Here is a 25,012-nt window from a genome sequence, read left to right as displayed (position 1 = left end):
AGAAAGGCAGATTAAATAAAATAAGGAAATAAAATGAAACAGTATATATTTATAGTGGCGATTATTGCCGCAACAACGGCTACTTCCGTTAATGCGGCTAAATTAGTTGAAAAAGATGGATTTATTTATGAATTAAATGGTGATATCCAAATTCAGTTACAGAAAGATAATGGCAAAGATAAGCATCTTTACGTGAATTACGATTCATTAGAAATTGAAAATAAAGTTGCTTATGAAGTCACGGATGATCTCACTGCATTTGGTGAACTTAAATTTGATTTTGATGACGCTGCTAATGGAGATGAAGATCAAAATAGTGCTGAGCTAAAAGATGCCTTTATCGGTTTCGAAAACAGTGCTATCTCGTTGTCGGTTGGCAGACAAGATTACGCTTCAGATGAGTTCGGTATTGCGGAAGATTATGAAATGGACTCAGATGATGTCGCGTTTGATGAAACCGATGGCGACAATGTTATTCTGCTTAGTTTCAATATGGAAAACGTAGAGCTGATGTTGTCTACCGACCTGCAGGCTAAAGGTGAAGACAATGAAGGCGAACAATCATTTGATGCCTACGTTGCGGTTGAAATAGAGAACCTGCAACTGGCGGCTTCCTACCAGAACCGCGAAGTGGAAGTCGATGGTGCTACCTTTAATACTTACGGCGTCAGTGCCTTGTATGATGCTGGCTTTGCCACTTTTGCTGCCGATTATTCCGAAGCTGAAGACACCCTGAAAGTCTATAATTTTGCCACAACCTTTGGTGTTACAGATTCGACGAAAGTGGCTCTTGGTTTTGTTAATAATAAACCGGAAGCTGAAGAGTCGGTGAATGAATGGTATGCCAATGTCACCTATGAATTTCCAAAATTTGATGATGTAAAGTTATTTGCTGAAATTTCAAATACTGATGCTGATGATGCGGAAATGGCCTACGTAGCCGGAGCGGAAATCGAGTTTTAATTATATAAGAATAACCTTGTATTATATTTCATTATATAATGGGTGTAGGTTGTTAATGCAGTTCTGCTAGCAGGAAATATAAGTACAAGGTGAAAACCAAACAATAATTATCCAATATAAAAAACTCTGGAGAGAATGCGTTCTTTCCTGAGTTAAAATAAGTGTTGAAGTTAGCTTTTAAAAGTCTATTTTTATTTTTTTCGAAATTCTTTGATAAAAAAGGCCCCTAATAGGGGCCGAGGAGCATAGTCCGGGGGGAGGACTATTAGGAACTTAATCTTACTGCAGCAGTGCGGCTGCATTACGCATGGCTTCTTTCGTGCTTACATCTCGTTGTGGGATGTTTTTAAATCTTTCTGGTTCCTTTATCGCCACATCATGAGCAAAAATAATGAACTTGGCATTTTCGACATCTTTAGGTGTGATGCGATTGCTGATTCCATTCGCACCCTGTGTTTCAACTTTAATTTTTATGCCCAGAAGATGAGCTGCTTTTTCTAAAGATTTTGCCGCAAGGAATGTATGAGCAACACCGGAAGGACATGATGTTATTGCCAGAATGTCTGCTTCTCCTTCTCCCTGAACGGAGCTATAGACCTGAGTGTTTTCTAGTTCATATTCGTCATCTTCATTAACGACTTTTTTTAGGAAAATGACTACTAATGCGGTGGTTAGAGAACCTGCTATGGTACCGACAATATATCCGATTTTTCCATCTACGACAGGCAGTACGATCCAGCCACCCCATGGCGCGTGGTTAATGACGTGGAAAATAAAACCAGTAACGTTACCAACGATACCACCAGCAACAATTGCCGGGATGACTCGTGCAGGGTCTGCGGCTGCGAATGGTATTGCTCCTTCACTAATCCCAATCATTCCCATGATACCAGCGGCCTTACCGGCTTCTAGTTCATCTCGTTTAAATTTTTTCGGTGCAAGGAAAGTAGCCAATGCCATACCTAACGGAGGAGTACAAATAGCAATACCAACACCACCCATCAACCATGGTTGGGTATCAACTTGAGTTTGTGCAAATAATGTTGCGACTTTATTGATTGGTCCACCCATATCAAAGGCAGTCATAGCACCAAGGATCGAACCTAAGAGAACTTTACCTGATCCTGCCATTCCTGCTAACCATCCATTCATAGCGGTCATTGCATGGGCAATTGGAGAGCCGATCAGCCACATAACGGCACCGCAGGTAATGAATGTTCCTACTAAGGGATAAATAAAGATTGAACCGAGGGAGCTCATGCTGTCTGGTAATTTAATCTTTTTAAGTGTACGGACGACAAAACCCGCGAAAAACCCAACAACGATTGCGCCAAGGAAACCAGTACTATATTGGCTGACGGCAATCCAGGAGCCAATCATACCAGGAGCTAACCCTGGTTTATCCGCAATAGAGTAGGCAATATATCCACCAAGCACTGCTGTAAACAATGTTAGTCCGGCAATTCCCATCTTGGCGATATCAGCAAGAATTCCGCCTTCTGGAACTGCACCCTGACCAGAGATCATGACAGATAAAGACAACAGTACACCACCAGCAACGATGAATGGGATCATATGTGATGTACCAAATAAAAGGTGTTCTTTTGCCCTGCCCAAATTCTGTTTCCATTGACTTTTTGGGGCCGGAGAAAAATCTTCGGATATGGCCGGTTGTTGAGAAGATGTTGTTGATGGCATATCAGTAAGCATTGCTCTGGCTTGCTCAACGGTTTTTGCTGATTTGAGTTTTGTGATAAAACCGTCTTCGATGAGTTTGTTGGATATCTGAGCCAAAACTTCAATGTGATGGTTATCATCACCGTCAGGAGAGGCGAGCATAAAAAATACATCGGAAAGTTCGCCATCTTCTGCACCATAATCGATTCCGGTGCGACTAATGCCTACAGCAACAGCGGGTTTTGCAACAGATTTACTTTTAGCATGTGGAATTGCGATACCATCTTCAAAACCTGTATTGCCAATTTCTTCCCGTTTCCAAACATCGGCTAAGTATTGCTTTTTATCTGAGAGCTTACCTGCGTTGTTTAGTAACTCAACGAGTTCTTTCAGCACTTCATCTTTGGTTTGAGCTTTCAGATCCAAACAGATGATCTCGGGCTCAATAAGGTTTGTAATATTCATTGTTTTGTCACCCTTTATTTATATGTTTGAGCATAGAGTAATCAACGCAGAAGTTATAAAAATAGGAAGAAAAGAACATCTGCTGGACTAATGTACCACAGAAAAAATTTTGTGATGATGGTCGTTTATTTTAATCGTCCTAAGTCAACTTATACGGGGATACATATGATAAGATTCACTCAAATACACAATAGAGAATAATCATGAAAATCGTTGCGGTGACAGCGTGCCCAACAGGTATTGCTCATACATATATGGCTGCTGATGCTCTTATGAAATCAGCCCCTAAATATAATGTACACATCAAAGTTGAAACTCAGGGAGCGATGGGAATTGAGAATCAACTTACTCCTCAGGATATTTCTCAGGCAGATAAAGTGCTGATTGTATCAGATATTGAAATAGAGCAAGCTGCTCGTTTTGATGGAATGAATGTCATTCATATCCCAATTGAAGACGTTTTGCTTAATGTAGATAAAGTTCTTCTTATTCATTGTCGAAAGTAATAAATCCGAATGCATGAATATCAGATTACTTTTTTTGTCAGTGATGCCAGTGTAAGTGCCCGCGTGGCATCACCATTAAGTCGGCTGGCAAAGAAGTTTAAAAGTATCATCCATATTATCAACATTACCAAAAATCGATGTGCAGAGTTAAATAAGTCTGTATCAGTATTTAAAGCTGGATTACATGTTGGTGATTTATGCCAGATTACTGCTATAGGGGTTGATGCCGAATTAGCCTGTTTTGTTTTAAAAGATATTATAGCGGAATACTTCGTGTTAGTTGGGGCAAAAACTCAATATGAATTTTCTGAGAATCTGGTGGATAGGTTGTCGGTATTTTCACCTTCTTGTGAAGTGAACTGGCACTATGCTAAAGCTCAGACATCGTTAACTCAGTTTGAATGTTTAAGTGGTTTGGCAAATATGATTTATCCATCAAATACAGATGAACTGATTTTAGCCTTTATCAAAAGAGAAGAGCGTTCTGCAACGTGCATGTTTCCTGGGATTGCTTTGCCTCATGTGATGTTTAAGCCTGTTGAGCAGCTTACTATTGCTGTTATAACAAGTGATTCTCCCATAGACTGGTCTTCGAATATGGGAAGCGTTCATTTAGCAATAGGGTTAGTGTTGCCGGAACAACCAACTAAAGCACAAATTATAGCAGCGACAAATCTGACGCGTAATTTGTTGTGTGAACCGATAGGTGAGCGGTTGTTGTTGACCCGCAACAGCGCTGATATTCAGGCTTTACTGATGTATGCTTCTTCACGACTTCTGCTGTAGTTTTTTTTGTCTTTGTTCGGGCATTCAGAGTGAACTGCGATATTCAGAAGGAGTTTTCCCTGTCCGCGTTTTAAAAACGCGACAAAAATAGTTCACATCTTTGAATCCACAACGTATAGCAACTTCGTTTAATTTGAAGTTATATTTTTTGAGCATAAATTTTGCCCGGTCAATTCGAACCCATGTTATGTAATCGGCTAAGGTCATATGCCCTTGTTGTCTGAATAACCGTGATAGGTGATTCGGAGACAGACTGAATCGTTTGGCGATATTGTCGCGAGTAATTGTTCGATGGAAGTTTTCTTGGATATAAATACAGATACCCTGATAGAGATCTTTTATCCGGTTATGTGATTGCTCTGTAGGTGCGTCGAGCATTGTTCTACAGTACTGGAGTAGTGCTTGTAATAGCAGTTCATCCATTGGTTTCTTATGACTCTCTCTGGCTAGTGAGCTTAATGCTTCCAGAATATTATCGATGGCAAATCCGGAACGGGTTTGAATACTGTGTTTTTGCACATCGTAAAAATTATCTTCTCCTTTTTTTTTGCTGACAAAACTCAGCCCTAACTGACGCCTTCCAAATAACATACTTAGAACGGAACAGTCGGTATTCCAGTCAGGCTTATTCCAACAGTTTGGCGGAATGAAAATGGCATCACCAGGTTTAGCGGTGATATGCATTATCATCTTTTCATCATTTTCGATTTCATTGATGTATTCGCCTGCCAATACTAATTCTAAGCGGGGAAAATTCACCTGATAACTAAATTCAGGAGGAGTATGAAAATCGCCGGCAAACCAGATGTGATTAAATGGTTCGCGTTCAGCTAATATTGATGAAATTAAGTCAGAAAAAATCATGTCGTGTACCTGTGAGATGATACAAATAGATATATAACGAAATTGAAAAATTGCCTATTGAGTAAAATCACACTTCTGATTAAACGTTACAATAATCCAGTTAAAGTATCAAAAATACAGTAATTTTTTATTTAGGAATACTATCTTTCTTGATTGGATTTATCTTAATAAGAATAAATTCAATAGGTTGTGTTCTTTTGTGAGTGTTACTCTTCGAACTTTACCGACAGCCGTGACGATCAACATCACATTACACTTATGGTGATACATTTTTCCAGTTAATGCGTTTTTTCTTCACTAGTCCAGAATTGAGATAAGAATAAAAATACCCCTCGAACGACACATATAATAAAAGGGGTGTTATATGATCACTAAATTAATTAATGAGAAATTAATTAGTCTTGATCTGAAGGCAAATTCTAAAGAAGAAGTATTTAAAGAATTAATTGATGTTCTTTATTCACAAAAGCGCATTTCAGATAAAGAGAAGTTCCTGGAAGATATCAAAGCACGTGAAAAGCTTGGTAATACAGGGTTTGAAGATGGTGTGGCTCTGCCTCATGCTAAAAGTTCTGCAGTACTTGAACCTGCAGTTGTGATTGGTGTGAGCCGGAATGGTATTGAATACGGCGCAGAAGATGGTCAGCCTTCAAAGCTGTTTTTCATGATTGCTTCACCTGATGGTGGTGATAATCATCATATCGAAGTGTTAGCCGAACTTTCTTCCAAGTTAATAGAAGAAGGATTTATTGACAGCTTTCTTAAGGCAGAAACAAACGATCAGGCTTTAGCTTTATTACTTGAGAAGAAGGATGTTTTAGCTACTGATTCAAATATTGAAACAAAAGGTTTTGTTATCGGTGTCACTGGTTGTCCTGCTGGTGTTGCACATACTTATTTAGCTGCCGAAGCTTTGGAAAAAGGGGCGTCAGCACTTGGTTACCAGATAAAGGTTGAGACTAACGGTTCAATCGGTGTTAAGAACAGTCCGACAGAAGACGAAATACAATGTGCAGATGCGATAATTGTTGCTTGTGATAAACAAGTGGATATGGCCCGATTTGCCGGTAAACGTCTGATAAAAACCAATGTGAAAGCGCCTATTAAGGATGCTAAGGGATTAATTAATCAGGCATTATCTTCTCCTGTATATGAAGCAGAACAGGGTTGTGCTCAATCTGTTTCCAATAAAGCCTCACAGGCTCGTTCAGATATGTACCGGTTTTTGATGAATGGTGTATCTCACATGATTCCATTTGTTGTGACCGGTGGTTTATTAATCGCATTATCGCTCGCTATCGGAGGAGAACCGACAGAGTCTGGTATGGCTATTCCTCCGGGTAGTATGTGGAATCAGATTCTGGATGTTGGTGTTGTTGCTTTTACGTTGATGATCCCTATTTTGGCTGGCTATATCGCGTATGCCATTGCTGATCGCCCTGCATTAGCCCCAGGTCTGATCGGTGGCTGGATTGCAAATCATGGTTCTTTTTACGGAGCTGAAGCTGGTACAGGCTTTATTGGTGCCATTATTGCCGGACTACTCGTCGGGTATTTCGTGAAATGGATAACTTCGGTTAATTATCATAAGTTTATTCAGCCATTAGTTCCTATCATGATTGCGCCAATTACAGGTTCATTATTTATTGCCGGTTTGTTTATTTTTGTTATTGGTGCACCAATTGCCAGCCTGATGGACGGCTTGACTGCTATGTTGACCAGTATGAGTTCCGGCAACGTCGTTCTGCTTGGTATTGTGCTTGGAGGTATGGCTGGCTTTGATATGGGAGGTCCATTTAATAAAGTCGCATTCCTGTTTTCTGTCGGCATGATTGCGAGTGGCCAAACACAATTTATGGGAGCCATGGCCTGTGCGATTCCTGTTGCACCTTTGGGTATGGGGATTGCAACTTTTCTTGGTCGTAAACTGGATATCTTTGAAAAATCTGAATTAGAAACAGGTAAAGCTGCTGGTGCAATGGGGCTGGTTGGTATTTCCGAAGGTGCAATTCCTTTCGCCGCGCAGGATCCGGTCTCCGTTATTCCTGCAAACATGCTGGGATCTATAGTAGCTGCAGTAATGGCATTTTCATTTGGTATTACAGACAGCGTTGCACATGGTGGTCCAGTAGTTGCTTTGTTAGGTGCAATGAATGATCCGTTGCTTGCATTGCTATGCATGATTGCCGGCTCATTTGTTACTGCACTTACCTGCATTACTTTGAAGAAAATTCGCAAAGCCAGATTAATGGCTGCTGCTGCCTAACTTATTTCTCTCAATTCTCAATGGCTTACATAGGTATGTGTGAGCCATTTATTTTTAAAGGTAATTAATCATGTCTTGTGCAATGAATTTTCATGACAATATCGTCCAACCTGTTTTTTTTCCAATGAAAAACATTATTCAAAATTATGCGTGGGGAAGTACAACGTCTATAAGTTGTTTATTTGGCATTGCTAATGAAAACGGGGAACCACAAGCGGAAATCTGGATGGGTGCCCATCCAAACGGATGTTCATCGGTTAAAGTAAACGGAAAAGAAATCAAACTGTCTGAACTTATCGCGCAAAATCAGATGGCAGTGTTAGGTGAACACGTTTATAAGCGTTTTGGTGAACTTCCCTATCTTTTCAAAGTGCTTGCTGCCGGGAATGCTTTGTCGATTCAGGTTCATCCAAACAAAACTCAGGCTGAAGTCGGTTTTGCCAGGGAAAATGAACTGGAAATACCAATGAATGCTTACAATCGAAATTACAAGGATCCTAATCATAAACCGGAATTGGTTTACGCATTGACGGAATATCAGGCGATGAATGGTTTTCGCTCAATTACAGCTGTCATTGAAAACTTTTCCCGTTTAGCTATTCCAGAAATTAGTGATCTTGTAAAAGATCTTATTCATCACCCGGATGCAGAAGGTCTGGCAAGATTTTTTTCAGGGTTATTGTCTTTGGAAGGGGAAGAAAAAGAAATGGCACTGGTTGTGCTTTTGGCTCAGACTAAATTGTCTAAAGATCCTGTTTTTGAATTAATTTCTGAATTGGCAGCACAGTATCCGGGAGATATCGGTTTATTTGCTCCGCTCATTTTGAATGTTATTACATTAAAACCGGGGGAAGCTATGTATCTGGATGCTGAAACGCCTCATGCTTATCTTAAAGGAACTGGCTTAGAAATTATGGCAAATTCGGATAATGTTCTTCGCGCTGGATTAACGCCTAAATATATTGATGTTGCTGAGTTAGCTTCCTGTACTGTCTTTGAAGAAAAGCCTTATGACAGTTTATTATTGTCTCCTGAGTCAGAAAACGGTATTGCTGAATATTCTATTCCGGTTGATGATTTTAAATTTGCGATTATAGAAGATTCATATCAGAGAGAAATGAGTGTTAGTAGTGCGGAAATACTACTTCCGTTGGATGCGACTATGCTATTGATTCATGCTAATGGTGACTCTTGTATGATCAATAAAGGAGAGTCCGTATTTATACCGGCTTATGCACAATGTTATCGCGTGCAATGTAAGGGACGAGTTGCCAGAGCATACTGTTAAGTTAAGTCGTCTTTTTGATTAATTAATCTGTATTTATATTTAGATAAAACGCCAGATTTTTTCACTGGCGTTTTTTTGTGATGAGATTTCTTGTCAGGAAAAGAATCAGTAAACAGGGTCTAAAAATTCGATATCAGCAATATAAATCGAACCATTTAACGGCAATTTATCTCCGACAATACATAAAAACATATCCGGTAATTTTTTGGATACGTCACCAAGATCGATTTCAACAGTTTGTTTATAAAACGATTTATTGTTAAGGTTAACTTTTTCCAACTCTTTAACCTGAATCCTGTGTTTATCAGAATCAAGTTTTACCCAACCATCACCTAAAGCTGCATATGGTCGTAAACCACCGATATCTTCTTTGTTTGTTGGTACATACAGCGTATAACGCATTTTAGTATGCTGAGCAAAGTTACGTACTGCCGGGTTACGTATTTTAAGTTCTTCCCAATCATTTTCTCCAGACCAAACCATGTTGAGTTTGAGCATTGGGCTTCCCAAATCATTACTAGCTTCTAAAGAAGGTGTTTTCCATTTTGCCTGCCAGGTCCCGTCTTTTTGCCATCCCTGAGTAGTGCCATCACTGAAGTCGTATTTTGTTCCGACTTCATAGCCTTTAATTGGTTTATCAATTTCAACTTTTATTTTATCTGTTTGGCGTTCTCCTTTTGCAAAGCTTGCAACGGAAATGAATGTTTTTTCTCCATAGCCGATATCGCTTGCTTTGATACTTGTTTCATAATAACCATCACCGTCCGGATCTGTCATATCCAGAGTTAAATTATTTTCTGGAACCCGAAGCTGTACTTTTTCTACCTGGTTGTCTGGTTTTGGCATTGGGTAACTTTGAACTGTGAAATGTTGTTCAGAAATTTTCATGCCATTGATGGGATAGGAGAGATAGACAACATCCTTTTGTGAATAATGCATTCCACGCATTTGACGTGAATGATTTGTCAAAATTTGTGTAGTCCGGCTATCATCATTCAAAATACGGAAACCGTCATAATCGGGATAGAGTTTGTCTGATTGATCTGGATCGAAGCTAGTTAAAAGCCAGAACATGCTTCCTGCAAGTCCTGAATTATAAGCAGACTGGGTCCATTTTTGATAAATAAAGTCTCGGTTTTTAAGTTCGCTTTTTCCAATACCATACTCTTCTAATACAGCTGGTTTATTTGCTTTTTTAGCTGCAATCGCATGCTCTTCTATCCATCGTGTCCCCCATTTTTCGGAGTTGTGTTTACCCCAGTGCTCTGGATATAGGTGGAAAGTTCCGTAATTGATATGAGGTAACGTTAAAATTCGTTCCCAGTCAACGCCTTCACTACCATTATAGGTCCAGTCACTTTGATTGGATCGATTGAAGAAACCTTCAGAGCCAAGAGCTATGAGTTGTTTCGGAGCTAGTTTATGAACGTAATTACTCATTTCTTTAGCCCAGTTATACAATAGATTACCACTGGTATCTGATTGGGCTCTTGGTTCATTAGCTAACTCCCAGGTCATAATTGCTGGTTCATCTTTGTTCGCAATTCCGGTATAGATGTTCTTATGTTCGACCATATGTTTTACATAAGCTTTATAAGCGTTTTTGATACCTGAATTTCTGTAGAAGTCATCATGATTAGAGCCATTAAACCACTTCACATACTGAGGCATGCCACCAAAATCACCCCAGTTATTAGTTAGTACTACAATCACTCTGATGCCCCGTTTTTTTGCTTCAGATATGGTGTAATCTAATTTATCTAATGCATTGTTAGTACCCGCTGGTGGAGTGAAAACACCAGGTTTGGCTTGCATTGTATGATCATGAGTAATGCCTTCCATGAATCCCCATACACGTATTGTATTGAGCCCCATTGATTTTGCATCATCTAATACCGCATCGATTAATTTGGGTGAACGATAGTGCATGTAATAATTATTTGTTCCCGCAAATCTAAAGGGTTTTTTGTCAAGCATGAGAATATTGCCTTTCTGAATGACAAAAGAGTCCATTGAATCGATCGGGAAAGGCGTTGTTGACGCATGTACATTACTACAGGCAGCAAGTAGGGTTATTAATGTATATTGGATAGAGTTCATCTCTTGTCCTTAATGTTTAGTTGTTATTCCTTTTTTAATTATCAACAAAATCTGTCTTTATATTAATGGTAACGTTTCGATTTTGTGTCTTTGCTCAATTTATTAGATGAAGTGTGAGATTGTTCACTTAAAGTGCAAATAATGGCTTTGTAAATAACATATTGATAATAAAGAGATAAAGCCTTATTGATGTTTTGTTGTGAAATATGTAAGTGATAATGGTCACGTAACAACAATTTGTGGGTGGTTTTTAATAATCGTAACGTTAATATTTTGTTGGGTGGAAAATAATTAAGAATCTCTAATAAGATAGAAGTGGAGAGAAAGAATGAAACCAGTTGTAACTATGATTACAAAAACGATAATGGCATGTGCGATTTCCTTTGCAGCTAGCAATGTTGCCAATGCCGAAGTAACCGACGGAATTGATAAAGCTTTAGTGCAGGGCTCGATTACTTTCTACACCAACCGTACAGATTTGGTTGAGTCTGGTGTATACAAACGTTATGAAAATGAATTTAAAGAGCTTTATCCTAAAGTGACAGAAGTTAAGGTAGTGGGCTTCGCTGACTATCAAGGTGGGATTCGTCCTCGTATGAATACAGGTGATTATGGCGACTTGGTATTAATTCTTCCGTCGGTTCCATCTGAACAGTACAAAAACTTCTATGAACCTTTAAATAATCTCTATCGTTCTGATCAGGTTTATTTTTACGATGCCTGGGAAAATGATGGTAAAGCTTACGGCATTTCAATGGGAAACTCTGTTGAAGGGCTTGTTTATAACAAACAGGTTTTGAAAAATGCAGGGGTTCATGTTCCCATCAAAACATTATCTGATTTTTTTGATGCAGCAGAAAAGATTAAAGCTAATGGTAAAATTCCGTTATACATCAACTTTGGAGCACAGTGGCCACTACAACAATGGGATAAATTCCCTTTGATTGCAGAAGGTAATGATAGCGTTTACGAAAAAATGCTTAAGCAAGATAAGCCATTTTCTGGTGAAACTTCATATCATAAATCATTGAGTGTTCTTAAAAAGTTAATCGATGATGGATTGACAGAAAAAGACTTGATGACAAATTCATGGGAAGATTCAAAAAATTCTTTTGCGAAAGGCGATGCAGCTATGTATTACCTGGGAACTTGGGTAATTCCTCAGGTTATTGAACGTGGAGCTGATTCAAATAATATTGGATTTATGCCAATGCCTTCGAATGAGTCTGGTGAATTAAATGCTCAAATGAACCATGACTGGGGTTATGCTGTTAGTAAGTTCTCAAAAAATAAAGAAACAGCTAAAGCTTATCTTAAATTCTTGATTGAAAAGTCGGATTTTGAAAAGATTGCTGGTTTTATTCCTACCCTGAAATCGAAAAAACCATCATTAGAACAACTTAAAGAATACATGAGTTACAACCCTAAAGTTATTCAGACTCCAGTTAACTCATCGACATTTATTGCAGTAACTAATCGTTCGAAAATTGATTTTTATTCAGGTGGCTATATTCAGGATGTTATTACATCTGGTGATTTTAATAAAGCACTTGAAAAACTCGATTCACGTTGGGAACGTGCTAAAAAACGCGTTATGAAATAATTATTCTTAGAGAAAATATAAGTCAGCCACTATTCAGGCCGTTTAGAATTAACGGCCTTATTTATAGCTATTCGAAAACTTCCCATAAATATCAGTTAAGGATATAGATATGAAATTGATTAAAACAGTATTAATAATATTGGGACTTTTATGTACATCCTCTATTTCTTATGCCGGTTTATATGTTTCCGGAGGCGTGTTATATGAAGGTAATGGTAGCCCTTTTGTTATAAGAGGTATCAACCATGCACATTCATGGTATCCAGATAAATTAAATGATGCTATAAATGGAATCGCTTCAACTGGAGCAAATACGGTACGAATAGTATTAAGCAACGGACATCGTTGGAATAAAAATAGTGCTGAAGATGTTGAAAATATTATCCAATTAGCAAAACAAAATCATTTAATAGCTATCTTAGAGGTTCATGATACTACTGGATATGGTGAAGATGATAGTGCTGCTAATTTAGCATCTGCTGCTGATTACTGGCTTGAAATAAAAGATAAACTCATAGGTCAGGAAGATTATATTATCATTAACTTGGGAAATGAGCCTTTTGGTAATGATCAGAAGGAGAGCGCATGGATTACTCAGACCCAAAACGCGATTTCGACGTTAAGAAATGCGGGTCTTAATCATACTTTAATGGTAGATGCTCCTAATTGGGGGCAAGATTGGCAAAGCGTTATGTTGAATAATGCTCAATCTGTATTCGATTCAGATCCGAAACATAATACAATCTTTAGTGTTCATATGTATGAAGTGTATGGAAATTATGACACTGTAAATAATTATATTACGTCATTTATAAATAAGGGGTTAGCATTAGTTGTAGGTGAGTTTGCCGCAAATCATAAAGGTTCAAATGTCGATGAAAAATCAATTATGGAGCGTTGCGAAACATTAAATGTTGGATATATTGGCTGGTCTTGGTCTGGAAATAATTCTGCCACTGCAGATTTAGATATTGTAAATAATTGGAATAAAAATTCATTAACTTCATGGGGAAATATACTTGTTTATGGTTCTAATGGTATAAATACCACATCAAAAATAGCGACAATTTATACCGGAACTTCTTCTGATGAATATCCAGTATGTAGTTCTTCAACCTCAGATCCAGATGGTGATGGATGGGGATGGGAGAATAATCAAAGCTGTATAGTTAAAAATTCAAATGAAAAAGCGCCTAATGGTTCTCCTTATTGTGCTTCTTCAACTTCAGATCCAGATGGAGATGGCTGGGGTTGGGAAAATAAGACATCTTGTGTTGTTCATGGTTCATCGGCAGATAGATAAATTCAAATTTAGTAGATAATAGGATTATATATTTTGTATGTATTACGGTTTTGATATTGGTGGCACCAAAATTGAATTTGGTGCATTTAATGAAAATCTAGAACGAGTAGCAATTGAGCGAATTCAGACTCCAACAGGTAATTATGAAAAGTTGTTAACCGTTCTTGCTGAACTTGTTGAAAAATATGACTTTAAATTTGGATCAAAAGGTTTGATTGGTTTGGGGTTACCCGGAATAGAAAATGCGGATGACAGTACAGTGTTGACTGCAAATGTTCTTTCTGCGAATGGAAGACCGTTGCGTTCAGATCTTGAATTGAAAATTAGACGCGAGGTTAAAATTGAAAATGATGCGAATTGTTTTGCGCTGTCTGAAGCATGGGATGACGAACTAAAAGAAGAGTCATTTGTTATGGGGTTGATTTTAGGTACCGGTTTTGGAGGGGGATTGATTCATCATGGAAAAGTTTTTTCCGGAAAGAATAATGTAGCCGGTGAAATTGGTCATATCCGTTTACCTATTGATGCCTGGTTTTATCTAGGTTCAGATAAAGCACCTTTATTTAATTGTGGTTGTGGTAAAAGCGGATGTATAGATAATTATCTATCCGGACGCGGATTCGAACTACTATATGAGCATTATTTTGGAGAAAAAAGGAAAGCAGTAGATATTATTCATGCATATGATTGTGATGATTATAAAGCGGTAGAGCATGTCGAGCGTTTTATGGAAGTCTTGGCAATTTGCTTGGGGAATATATTTACGGCTTATGATCCCAATGTGGTTGTATTGGGTGGAGGATTATCCAATTTTAATTTAATTTACGATGAACTACCTCAACGTATATCTAAATATCTTCTTCCAATAGCTAAGAGTCCTAGAATAATAAAAGCAAAATATGGTGATTCTGGTGGTGTTCGTGGGGCAGCATTTTTAAATATTATGTAAGCAGATTATAAATTTAAAATCTAATGGTTATGTAAGAATGAATATATTTAATGCTCTAATTATTTTAGAGAATTAGGAGCTAAAATTTACTATGTAATTTTTTACCTTTCGCTATAGATGAAGTGGCAAAGCAAGAACATAATGTATGAAATATCGTTTTTTCCTATAAAGTTACGATACCGATCTTCAGTGATATATCTGAGTATCGGTGTCACACTCAGTATATTTATGACATAAATGCTATTCAAGGCATAGTTAACGGCAATGGAAATGTAGATTTTGCGTTTTAATTCATTTCTAGGTTAAGGTGAATCTGGCAATTCGAGTGTAGCACATGCCTCTTCATTAGAGGGTGTTCATAGACAGGATCTTAAGACTTAACTGATTATTTTTCTTTGAATTTTAGGTAGAAAAAAGGCTTCATTTATGATCAGATAATTATCGCCAAACAACAACCAAACCAAGCCATGAAGCCGACGACAATTATCTCTTTAAAACACCAGTTAACGCAATTCTTTAATGCTGATTTTATTACTAATTCTGCTAAATGGACCGGATTTATTCAGCGGGAACGAGCGATCCAACCTCTTCAATTAGTTTTAAGCTTAATTGCTGCCCTCAGTAAGGGGAACTGTCATTCTATCGCCGATTTGCACCGACAATTTAATGGCATGTGTTTGAGTGAAAAAGATAATGTCGCCTATAAACCATTTCATAATCAGCTTCGTAAAGATGAGTTTCCTAACTTTATGAAATCACTTGTAAAGTCTGCTATTGCACAGTTCTCCCAGTTAGAAACTCCTGCTCAACCTCAAAAGTTAGCCTGTTTTGATGAGGTTTTACTGCAAGATGGCAGCTCGTTCCGAGTTCATGATGGACTGGGGGAAGTATTCCCTAGTCGATTCAAAAGAAAACCAGCAGCTATCGAATGTCATATGACAATGTCTTTGTCTGGTCTATCTCCGACCGCTATGACCATCACGGCAGATACTGCCTCTGAACGAGCCTATTTACCTCAATCCCAAACGTTGCGAAACAAGCTGTTATTGGCTGATGCCGGTTACGTAGACTTTGATTATTTTGAGCAAATTAATCAGCACAGAGGCTACTTCCTTGTCCGTGGTGGTAAGTCTTTGAATCCTATCATTGTTGAAGCTCGTAATGGCAAAGGGCGACGCTTCCCAAAATTGGTCGGAAAAGCTCTTAAAGACGTCTGTCGACAAACAAATCGTTCCGCTATTCTTGAGCTAACAGTACGTAGAGGGAAACAGGAGTTTCGACTCATAAGGCGTTGGTTTACTGAAGAAAAACGTTATTGCATCTGGCTCACTAATTTGCCAAGAGAATCGTATTCAACCGATGATGTCATGGCAATTTATCGCTGCCGCTGGCAAATTGAGTTGCTGTTTAAAGAGCTAAAGTCGGACACGAACTGGCAGCGCTTTGCAACAGCACAAAAAGCCATTGTTGAGGGATTGGTCTGGGCAAGCCTTCTGGCATTAATACTGAGGAGAAGTATTGCTCTTCAAAGTGCCAAAAGCGTATCGGTATACAAAGCGGCCAAAAATGTTGATGTCTGGTTACTCCCGATATTAACGGCTTACTGTCATCAAGCTCTGTCAGAAATAACAAATCACTTGGACTGGGCTATTCGATATATATCGAACAACGCACTTAAATCACAACAACGAAAATCTAAGAAAGACAGGACCTTAGATGGTATTTATGAAAAACTTAATGCTTAAGGTCCAGTCTATGTATTGATGCTAGATTCCTTAGAATAAATTTACGAACTGATGAATTTCCATTCTAAATTTGAGTATATTCAACTTAGTTTATTATGCCTTATATCTGATAAGTATATTCGTATTTCTGCTGTTAATTAATGATATTCAGATTCGTATAATCATCTGAGTTGTTTGTGACAACGAAATTATGGTTACAGGATACAAATTATAAAGGTGCTAAAGCTCAGTTTAAACGTTCACTGAACGCCTTCAGATGATGAATTAAATCGTTGGTTACATAAAAATCAATTAGACAAATAAAAATGTATTTCTAACGATAAAGTAATTAGGAAATTTAAAAATGGATAGACCTTATATTTTTTGCCATATGATTACGTCGATAGATGGCAAAATCGTCGGAAATTTTAAAAACTTACCAGAGTATACTTCTGCTGCTGATACTTTTTATGAGATTGCATTTGGTAAAACTAGATATTACCAACATCAGGGCTGGTTATCAGGACGAGTAACAACAGACGATAATTTTACGTTTTATAAAGTTCCTGACTTACCTGAAACATACGAACCAGTTCCTGTAGGTGATTTTGTTGCAGATAGTAATGCCGAAAAATATTATATTTCTGTTGACCCATCAGGGAAATTAGCCTGGGATAGCAATACGCTAAATTATCGGGAAACGACAGCACATGTCCTTGAAGTACTGACAGAAAAAGCCAGTAATGCGTATAAACAGTTTCTACGTAATCTAGGTGTCTCATATATTATTGCCGGTAGCAATTCACTTGATTATGAAGTCGCTATGAGCAAACTTAAAAATCTTTTTGGTATTAGAACATTAATGCTTGGTGGTGGCGCGATACTTAACTGGTCATTTATTCAGGCTGGTATGTGCGATGAACTTAGTATTGTTATTGCCTCGGTAGCTGATGGCAATTCAGATTCATCATCGTTATTTTCTACCAGTGAACAGTTAATTAATGAGAATAAAGTAGTTTGTTTTAAATTAATAAATGTTGAAGTTCAAGATAATAGTACAGTATGGATGCGTTATCTTGTAAAAGAAGATTAGACCCGAATTTCGGTGCTAAACTTATGAGGAATACCTGTAATGGTCAATACTAAACCAAGAGTTCTCATAAGCTTTGCCGCTCGGTATCGGCTAAGCTTTACACCCTGATTTGTAACTATATCTGCAATGGTTCTCGCTCCTGCAGAGCCATTACTTGCAGCGTGAGCCTCGCTAACCAAGCTGCGTAGTTTTACTGTTTCAGCATTAATTACCGTTGGCCGTTTAAGCCAATAGTGAAAACTACTTCGATGAACATTGAAGACTTCGCATAATGTTTTTACGCTGTAGCTCTGCTTGAGTTTCTTGATTATCAAGAATTGTTCAGTGAGTCCGACATCAACAGAGCTGTGGCTTTTTTTAATATTTCATTATGCTCTTCAAGACGAGCCAGCTTCTTTTTTAATTCCCGAATTTCTATTTGTTCAGGGGGCATCGGTGAGGCTTTCGGTGTTTTACCTTGGCGTTCTTCTCTAAGCTGGCGAACCCATTTATCCATCGTGGATTTGCCGACATTCATAGCTTGGGCTGCTTCAGTTACAGAATAATTTTGGTCTAGGACTAATTGGGCTGCTTCTAACTTAAATTCTGCGCTAAATAGTCGTCTTGTACGTTTTTTCATAATGTCACCTGTTAACTTATGAGGTGATGATATCACCTCTAACTAAGTGACCAAATTCACTATGCCACTACAGTTCTCAATATTCTTTTTTTCTGCGTTTTATCTCGTTTTTCTTTAGGGAATGATTCTGGAAATTTTGCTATTAGAAATAACGTAATGAATCCGATAAAAACCAACAAAATGAAAATAGTACGCCAAGAGCTGTATTGTATGATTTGTCCTCCGAGTAAAGGGCCAATCAGTGGAGCTAACGTCATAATCGTTATTAAGTTTGAAAACACTTTAGCTCGATCATTTCCAGAAAAAAGATCTTGAACCATTGCTCTTGAAAGTACAGGCCCGGTACTTGCCCCCAAAGCTTGTATAATTCGCCAAAGAATCATACTGGGAACCGTTGTTGAAAAAATGCATCCCATAGAACCAACGATAAACAGTGTTATACCTGCGAATATGGGCAGGCGACGGCCATAGTTATCACTGATGGGCCCCCAGAACAGTTGACCTGTACACAGTCCAATTAAGAAACTGGAAATCGTTAATTCAACATTCCAACCATTCATCTGCAAACTTTGACTCATTGAGGGGAGTGCAGGTAAGTACATATCAGTTGAAATAGATGCATATCCCATAAGCAGACTCAGAACAGCAATGATATACCACTGCTTTTTAGGGGGTGTTTCATATTCTGTAGACAAGATTAACTCCTTGTGAAAATTGCAATGACATTTTGTGATGTCGCTTTAATTGAGATCTTCTTATTTTATCGATGCTGAGTCATGTCTGTTCATCTTGGATTTTTGCACAAAATAGTAACCCTATTGTTAGTGGGTATAGTTATGTACTAGTATTAGTATCGAAAATTCGATATTTGAGGGGAATTATGAATGTAATTGAAAATGTGTTTCCGCCATTTAAACCAAATGAGGAACATTTACAAAAGGAAAGAATTCAAACTCAGATCTCTCAGATACTTGCCAAACATCTTCCCCAAGATGCAACGATAAACTCACAAATTGATAACCTGGTTTTGGCTCGTTCCTCGCACGCTAAACCACCTTTGCATATGATCCATCACCCTTCGCTGTGTATTATCGTTCAGGGTGCGAAAGATATGATTATTGCGGAAAAAACTTATAGATATGATCAAGATTCTTTTTTACTCATAACTCAAACTTTGCCAGCTGCAGGAATCATTTTAGATGCAACGGAAGAAAAACCATATTTGGGGATGCTATTTAGATTGGATCGTCAGGAAGTTGCAGATATCGCTTTAGCTGTTCAGATTGAACACAGCTATAAAATGTCATTTGGAACAAAAGAGCAACAGCAAACGTCAGTTTTCGCATGTGAACATTCACTGGAACTGCTGGAAGCAATTTATCGGCTGGTTAAATTGCTAGATGCTCCGCATGACATAGAATTCATGGCTCCTGTGATTAAAAGAGAAATAATCTATCGATTATTACGAAGTTCAGCTGGCCCCATACTTGCGCAGATGGCGATTTTTGACAGTCATAGTAATAGGATATCAAAAGTTATTTCCCTGATTAGACAGAGATTCAATGAACCTCTCACATTAGCTGACTTGGCAAATCACGCTCACATGAGCATCTCGTCACTACAACACCATTTTAAAGCCATTACGCAAATTAGCCCTCTACAGTTTCAAAAACAGATCCGTCTTCATGAAGCTCGCCGAATCATGATGACTGAGTTCGTTGATGCGGCGACTGCTGGGTTAAGAGTAGGCTATAACAATCAAAGTCAATTTAGTCGAGAATATCGCCGATTATTTGGTTCTCCGCCATCGACTGATATAAAAAAACTGAAAAATAATAACAAAGCCGTTTGATATAGGTGAGTGCGGTGTTGCACTTCACAGTTGATTTGGGCTTAAATCGAGAGAGGCTTAATTATTAACCGTAATATGCTTTAACTTTAACATACTTTGGTTAATAACAAGTTTAATTCAGTTAGTTCTTTTGGGCTAATAAGCATTTCTTGTTCACCACCATTCCATTCTGCGGTTAAGATACGGTCATCAGAGATATATTCCCAAAATAATGTTGCACGAGTTCGATTTGGATCATCAATTTCAACAAGATCTAATAGCCGTTTAATAATATTTATAACTAATGTTATATCTATATTGGAATTATCATCTGAAATGTCTGTATTTTCAGTTCTATTTCTTTTGTTAGTATTCGAAGTAAAATTATTTGGTAATTGTAATGAACCATTTTTAGGGTCTGGTCCCAGTCTAATTGCATCAGCAACTCGAATTGGATGTTTTCTTGAATTATTTATGGCACGTTCGGTAAGATCAGCGAGCATGTTTTCTAACATCTTGTTCTGTTGAATAATATTTAGTACTTTTCGTCGAGTATATGGGTCGAGTTCTGAAAGATCTAATTGTTCGTCAGTTGATGGTCTGGCTTTAGTAGGAAAATATTCTGGCTTGGAAAGTCGATACTCACGTTTTCGTAATTCTATGTATTCTCGTAAGCTACGCTGATTAGTAATAGTTGAATATGAAGGTTTACCAGCTAAGTGTGCTTTAGCAAAAGCGGCCACTCGAGCATAATTTAATATGCCGCCAGCATTAATAATACCGTCACATGCTGTTTTAATCCCATCTAATGTGGCTTTCCTTTTAGGATCATTAGACTGAGCATATAATTCTTCTAACATCTGCTCTGCACTCAGACCATCAGAACGATATGAACTTGTATCATTTCCTTTTTGTTTTTTTTCATTGGGATCTTTCATGAAATAAATTCCGTGTGTTAAGCATTATTTTCTTGGGGTTCTATTTTTACTGTTTCAAGGTCTGAAATATGCAGAGGATCATCAGACATATCCCATGGTGCAAGGGACAAACCATTCTCTGATGCCTTTGATGCCTGTTTGGTGTAGCTAAGTAATCGTTCGAGAAGTGGTCGGTTTTCCTCATTTAACAATCCAAGCTTTTTATTTCCCTGTCCTGCTGATTGAACAGCATCATCTCCGAATTTTTGTGCTAATACTGAGCTACAAACTGCCGCAACCCATGCTTTATTTTCTTCACCTATCACACTGTTATACGGTAACATCAACTCGGTAGCTTCTGTAGACATGATGGTATTCATAAATTGATCAACAAATAAACGTGATACTTCACATGTGCTCACTCCCTGTGATTTTAGAAATAAGGTTTGCTCCAGAATTGTTCGGGCTAGGTATAAATCATTTCCAATATCTGATGTGGTATTATAATCAATAGTAGGTTCCCCAACTAATAGTATTGGTATATCACCTTGTTCTGAAGTTTTAATTTTTTTTGCTAAAATAGCTGAATCTTTTAGATCAAAAAATCGTTGAACCCAAGATGCTATATATGGTGCTGTTTCCTGATCTAATTCCTGAAGCCTGAGTCTTGCTTGTCTATGTTTACTTTCCAAATTTTGTAAAGACCGATATGTTTGATTAGTATTTTTGAGGTGTGGGTCTTCGAGTTGTAGTTTAGTATTTTTGATAGAGATACTAAGCTCCTTGATGTGTTTGCTGGATCTATCTCGTTCTCTTCCATACCGTCTAAGCATCAGCATTAATCTGTTTGCTTCTAAGGTTTGCATGAGGGAAAAATCTGGACCTGTACGGTAAAAACGACCACCTGCACAACCAGCTAATTTTTGAACATAATGTACGGTTGCTCGGTCTTGAGTATCACTATTTCTATATTCGATTCCACATTCATAACACCTTGACCCTCTACCACCAACAAGACATACACCTCCTTCGACAGGAGAAAGCGCTGCAAAATCGACAGATAAATCTATTGAGTGCTCAGTTAATCCACTACTTTCGTGAAGACGCATAGATTTATTCTGAGAATTAGCCATATGACTTAGTTCATCGACGATACTTTCATATCCATCGAGTAATTGTCCATTAAGCATTGCATCCATTAATTTCTTTCTAAGAAACAACGGGTGTGTCTTGAAATAATGTAAGGTCATGATAATGGTAGAATGACCTGCTATATATTCAGAAACGATATAGATAGGTACCCCTAGTTCTATAAGATGAGAGATACCTGCTACACGCAATGAATGAATATCGAATAGTGGTACATACCCTTTATACGCATGAGAGGCATGTTTGTAATCAATTTTACCTGTTAATTTAATTCCACTTAGTTGTTTATTTTTTTTAAGTTTTTGTTCAACATGAAAACAAAGAGCCGAGTACAGTTTCACTATACGACTTCTTGGAATACAAGGGGCGGCAAAACTTGTTTCGCCATTGGGAAGAGTTATCGATATTGGGTTTCCTAGATCTCGGCATAGAGGAACAAACCATGGCATAGTTTTTAATTCATCTTCGTCATGAGGTACTCTATACGATTCATCTGTGCTGTGCTGAAAGCTTATTGGAATAGGCTCTGGGTCGTATTGTTCCATAAATTCAAATTGATAGTTTAATACTTCGTAAACTCTAGCCAACTTACGACCTTGAGCTTGAACATCATTATTCTCACTGTTCAGAAGATCTAAACCATCAGGCCAAGGCAATGAATATCCAGTTTTTTGTGCACCATCCCAGAGAGCTGTTTTATTTGTTGATATCCACAATATTGTCTCTTCAACGTCTTGAAAGTCACTGAGTGATGTTTGGAGTATTCCAGACCGACTACCGTATAACTCACTATGAGATATTCCATTTGAATATGTCCAGTTCTGTAAGCTATGAGTATTTTTTACCATTACTCTAAGTTCTCTATCAAAAACCATATCATCCATTAGACCTTGATCTAGCCATCTGGCTTGTATCGAGCGAATTGGAAGGAGAAGTAATAAAGCGAGAATTACTGCTGTAGATGGATTCCACATCGACTCTTTTTTGTTAGGATCTTGAGGATTTGTTACATAAAAGAAGTCTGGATGACCTCTTTTACTCAACTGAATAGTTTCTAGGGCTATTTTTTTTGCAAATTTGAAGGTAGGAACTTCAACAATAATTCGTTTTTCCTCGTATAAAGCAGAGCCATCAGAATTACATAAAACATTTCCGTTTTGGTCTTGTCGTGTTTGTTTAATTATTTTTTCTTGTTTTTCTAATCCAAGCAACTCATCTACTAATGCCTCTTGAATTTCATAAAGCATACGAGCTCTTGGAGTTTTAGATGACCTTCTTTTTGTTCTGAAAGGTATTTCAAAACCTTCAAATGGATTTTTTAATTTGTGTGCCAATACATTAACCGGTGTTCCTGGTAATTTCCCATATGATACGACCAATTCAAATGCAGAGTTTGCTCCTTGCCAACTGGTAATATGTACTGTACTTGAATTTTTACGTTTTACATGTGAGTCAGAATTACTGTTTTTTTTGTCTGCGTTATCACGAATTTTCTGTAAGTATTCCCGAAAGCTAACTTTGTTTTTGTCGATGGATGCATTTAATAGGTCATTAGGTGTGATTTCCCAAGGTGATGTAATATTTTGGCTTTTTGCCCAATAATATAAATTTCTAATTTTTGAAGAAGCTGTACTGCAGTTTAAATTTACATCAGCCAGATACATCGTTTCTACGAAATCGGCCCAGGCAGGAGACATGTTTTCTTTTGCCCAGGAGACAGTCCATTTTTTTCTATTAGAGACAGTTTTTAGTCGTTGTTGATTTAGTAAATCTATAGGCCAAAGTGGAAGGTTATTTTTCGCTTGATAATCATTTAAGATGTTTCCCCACCACTGGCGGGTATTTTTAAAGGAGATCCAATTAGCTACGTTTTGAGGTAAATCTTCAATCTCTCTTATGGTTGTACAGCATATAAAAAAAGCCTGTTGTTTTTTATATACTGTCATAGGATAGTGTTTGTGGTTAATTTTGTCTTCAGGAGTCGATAACTCACTAAGTGGAAGAGTAATATTGTCTTGTAAACTAGTTAATATTTCAACTAGTCGGTTGGATGGTGGCATAATCCAATATTTTTTTAATGCTCCAAGTGCTAGCCACTGTCCTGATGCCAATGTTAATTTATTGTAAGCACATAACAAGTTTCTTCGTTGGTTTTCTGTAGATATACCTCTTTTTATTTTCCTTAAAATTGGCTTTATCCAAATGGCAAATTCTGGAGAAATTGTGATCGCATCATCATAAAGTCCCATTTCTTTAAAATTATTAACGGACACAAGAAAATTTTTTTTATCTTTTACTAGTGCTGTTAGTGGTTGGTTTGTTGGGTTAAACGTACTCCAGTCAGTCTGACTAAGACGAAAAAGGATTGAAAATAAATCATCACGCACCAATGTCTTAAGATATTCTGCGTTAAATAATAAGTCTAAAGAGCAAAGAAACCTGAAAAAATTCTCAGAGTCCCAGTTTAGGACTTTATGAGGGGATTCGCTGAAATGATTTAGTAGTGTATCGGTAATAATTTTACCTGATGAGAGTAATTGTTGTTCTGGATTAGTACTGGGTTGTGAATTAATAAAATTTTGAATTGTTTTACCTTGTAAAACTCCGTTGCTATTAACTTCCAAATAGTCAGAAAACTCTGCCATATCAGTGAAACGTAATGGGAATTGAGTTGCGTTCTTCAATTTTGTTGGTGATGTGTTAGCCAATATTTTTTCTGATAAAAACATTTTTCGATGATCAGCCATCACATTGACTAATTCGTCAGTTGTAATATCTTGTTTCAATAAATAAAGTTTATCACTTAGATTGGCTATGATGTTTTTTTTATTCCAAAATCCCTTTGAAATATAAATATTGGAGTCATCTTTTTGCGAGAATATTATTGAAGACATAACTAATTCCAAAAT

The 25,012-nt window shown here is 37.5% G+C and carries 17 protein-coding genes and 1 pseudogene; 11 read left to right on the top strand and 7 right to left on the bottom strand.

All coding sequences use genetic code 11. The features are described from left to right. The first annotated feature begins 33 nt into the window (after nt 1-33). Entirely contained in the window at nt 34-963 is a 930-nt protein-coding gene (locus tag OC443_RS22800; RefSeq protein WP_073586162.1) for a porin, read from the top strand. A gap of 279 nt (nt 964-1,242) precedes the next feature. Here the strand turns inward: OC443_RS22800 and OC443_RS22795 are convergent, their stop codons facing one another. Continuing rightward, nucleotides 1,243-3,105, bottom strand: a complete 1,863-nt coding sequence (locus OC443_RS22795; RefSeq protein ID WP_073586161.1) for a fructose-specific PTS transporter subunit EIIC — start codon at nt 3,103-3,105, stop codon at nt 1,243-1,245. Between the two features lie 203 nt (nt 3,106-3,308). Between OC443_RS22795 and OC443_RS22790 the strand changes: the two genes are divergently transcribed. Together OC443_RS22790 and OC443_RS22785 are read left to right on the top strand one after the other, a co-directional pair. Beyond that, the gene (locus OC443_RS22790; protein ID WP_073586160.1) at nt 3,309-3,611 is read left to right on the top strand and encodes a PTS fructose transporter subunit IIB; all 303 of its coding nucleotides are present in this window, start codon (nt 3,309-3,311) and stop codon (nt 3,609-3,611) included. A gap of 9 nt (nt 3,612-3,620) precedes the next feature. Next, nucleotides 3,621-4,397 (top strand): PTS sugar transporter subunit IIA, encoded by a 777-nt coding sequence (locus OC443_RS22785; RefSeq protein WP_073586159.1) that lies wholly within the window; start codon nt 3,621-3,623, stop codon nt 4,395-4,397. 24 nt (nt 4,398-4,421) lie between these two features. On the opposite strand, the gene OC443_RS22780 is transcribed toward OC443_RS22785, so the two are convergent. After that, complete coding sequence (locus tag OC443_RS22780) at nt 4,422-5,261, bottom strand: AraC family transcriptional regulator (protein ID WP_073586158.1); 840 nt, start codon at nt 5,259-5,261, stop codon at nt 4,422-4,424. 364 nt (nt 5,262-5,625) lie between these two features. Here OC443_RS22780 and OC443_RS22775 point away from each other — a divergent pair, with 364 nt between their 5' ends. After that, complete coding sequence (locus tag OC443_RS22775) at nt 5,626-7,527, top strand: PTS fructose transporter subunit IIABC (protein WP_073586157.1); 1,902 nt, start codon at nt 5,626-5,628, stop codon at nt 7,525-7,527. 70 nt (nt 7,528-7,597) lie between these two features. Further along, nucleotides 7,598-8,815 (top strand): mannose-6-phosphate isomerase, class I, encoded by a 1,218-nt coding sequence (manA, locus tag OC443_RS22770; RefSeq protein ID WP_073586156.1) that lies wholly within the window; start codon nt 7,598-7,600, stop codon nt 8,813-8,815. Between the two features lie 105 nt (nt 8,816-8,920). Here manA and OC443_RS22765 read toward each other — a convergent pair whose 3' ends face one another. Then, entirely contained in the window at nt 8,921-10,915 is a 1,995-nt protein-coding gene (locus tag OC443_RS22765; RefSeq protein ID WP_262021713.1) for a cellulase family glycosylhydrolase, read from the bottom strand. A gap of 328 nt (nt 10,916-11,243) precedes the next feature. Between OC443_RS22765 and OC443_RS22760 the strand changes: the two genes are divergently transcribed. The 5 genes from OC443_RS22760 to OC443_RS22740 all read left to right on the top strand — a co-directional run bounded on the left by OC443_RS22760 (nt 11,244) and on the right by OC443_RS22740 (nt 17,587). Continuing rightward, nucleotides 11,244-12,518, top strand: a complete 1,275-nt coding sequence (locus OC443_RS22760; RefSeq protein ID WP_262021712.1) for an ABC transporter substrate-binding protein — start codon at nt 11,244-11,246, stop codon at nt 12,516-12,518. 109 nt (nt 12,519-12,627) lie between these two features. Continuing rightward, entirely contained in the window at nt 12,628-13,821 is a 1,194-nt protein-coding gene (locus OC443_RS22755; RefSeq protein ID WP_262021711.1) for a cellulase family glycosylhydrolase, read from the top strand. Nucleotides 13,822-13,858: 37 nt separating this feature from the next. Continuing rightward, nucleotides 13,859-14,770: an N-acetylglucosamine kinase gene (nagK, locus tag OC443_RS22750; RefSeq protein ID WP_262021710.1), complete on the top strand. Its 912-nt coding sequence runs from the start codon at nt 13,859-13,861 to the stop codon at nt 14,768-14,770. Nucleotides 14,771-15,237: 467 nt separating this feature from the next. Beyond that, on the top strand, nt 15,238-16,515 hold the full coding sequence (locus OC443_RS22745) for an IS4 family transposase (RefSeq protein WP_262021709.1): 1,278 nt from the start codon (nt 15,238-15,240) through the stop codon (nt 16,513-16,515). A 343-nt stretch (nt 16,516-16,858) separates the two neighbouring features. Beyond that, nucleotides 16,859-17,587 carry a RibD family protein gene (locus tag OC443_RS22740; RefSeq protein WP_262021708.1) on the top strand — a complete coding sequence of 243 codons (729 nt, stop codon included), beginning with the start codon at nt 16,859-16,861 and terminating at the stop codon, nt 17,585-17,587. Between the two features lie 47 nt (nt 17,588-17,634). Here the strand turns inward: OC443_RS22740 and OC443_RS22735 are convergent. After that, a pseudogene (locus OC443_RS22735) lies at nt 17,635-18,206 on the bottom strand (transposase); the annotation flags it as partial. A 59-nt stretch (nt 18,207-18,265) separates the two neighbouring features. Then, the gene (locus tag OC443_RS22730; protein ID WP_262021707.1) at nt 18,266-18,901 is read right to left on the bottom strand and encodes an MFS transporter; all 636 of its coding nucleotides are present in this window, start codon (nt 18,899-18,901) and stop codon (nt 18,266-18,268) included. A 185-nt stretch (nt 18,902-19,086) separates the two neighbouring features. Between OC443_RS22730 and OC443_RS22725 the strand changes: the two genes are divergently transcribed. Beyond that, on the top strand, nt 19,087-20,058 hold the full coding sequence (locus OC443_RS22725) for an AraC family transcriptional regulator (protein ID WP_262021706.1): 972 nt from the start codon (nt 19,087-19,089) through the stop codon (nt 20,056-20,058). An 86-nt stretch (nt 20,059-20,144) separates the two neighbouring features. Here the strand turns inward: OC443_RS22725 and OC443_RS22720 are convergent, their stop codons facing one another. After that, entirely contained in the window at nt 20,145-20,975 is an 831-nt protein-coding gene (locus tag OC443_RS22720) for a hypothetical protein (RefSeq protein WP_262021705.1), read from the bottom strand. Nucleotides 20,976-20,992: 17 nt separating this feature from the next. After that, entirely contained in the window at nt 20,993-24,997 is a 4,005-nt protein-coding gene (locus OC443_RS22715) for a VPA1269 family protein (protein ID WP_262021704.1), read from the bottom strand. Nucleotides 24,998-25,012 lie beyond the last annotated feature (15 nt).

It is taken from the genome of Vibrio quintilis, assembly GCF_024529975.1.
Taxonomy (GTDB): Bacteria; Pseudomonadota; Gammaproteobacteria; order Enterobacterales; family Vibrionaceae; genus Vibrio; species Vibrio quintilis.
This window is presented reverse-complemented; position numbering and strand designations above follow the sequence as displayed.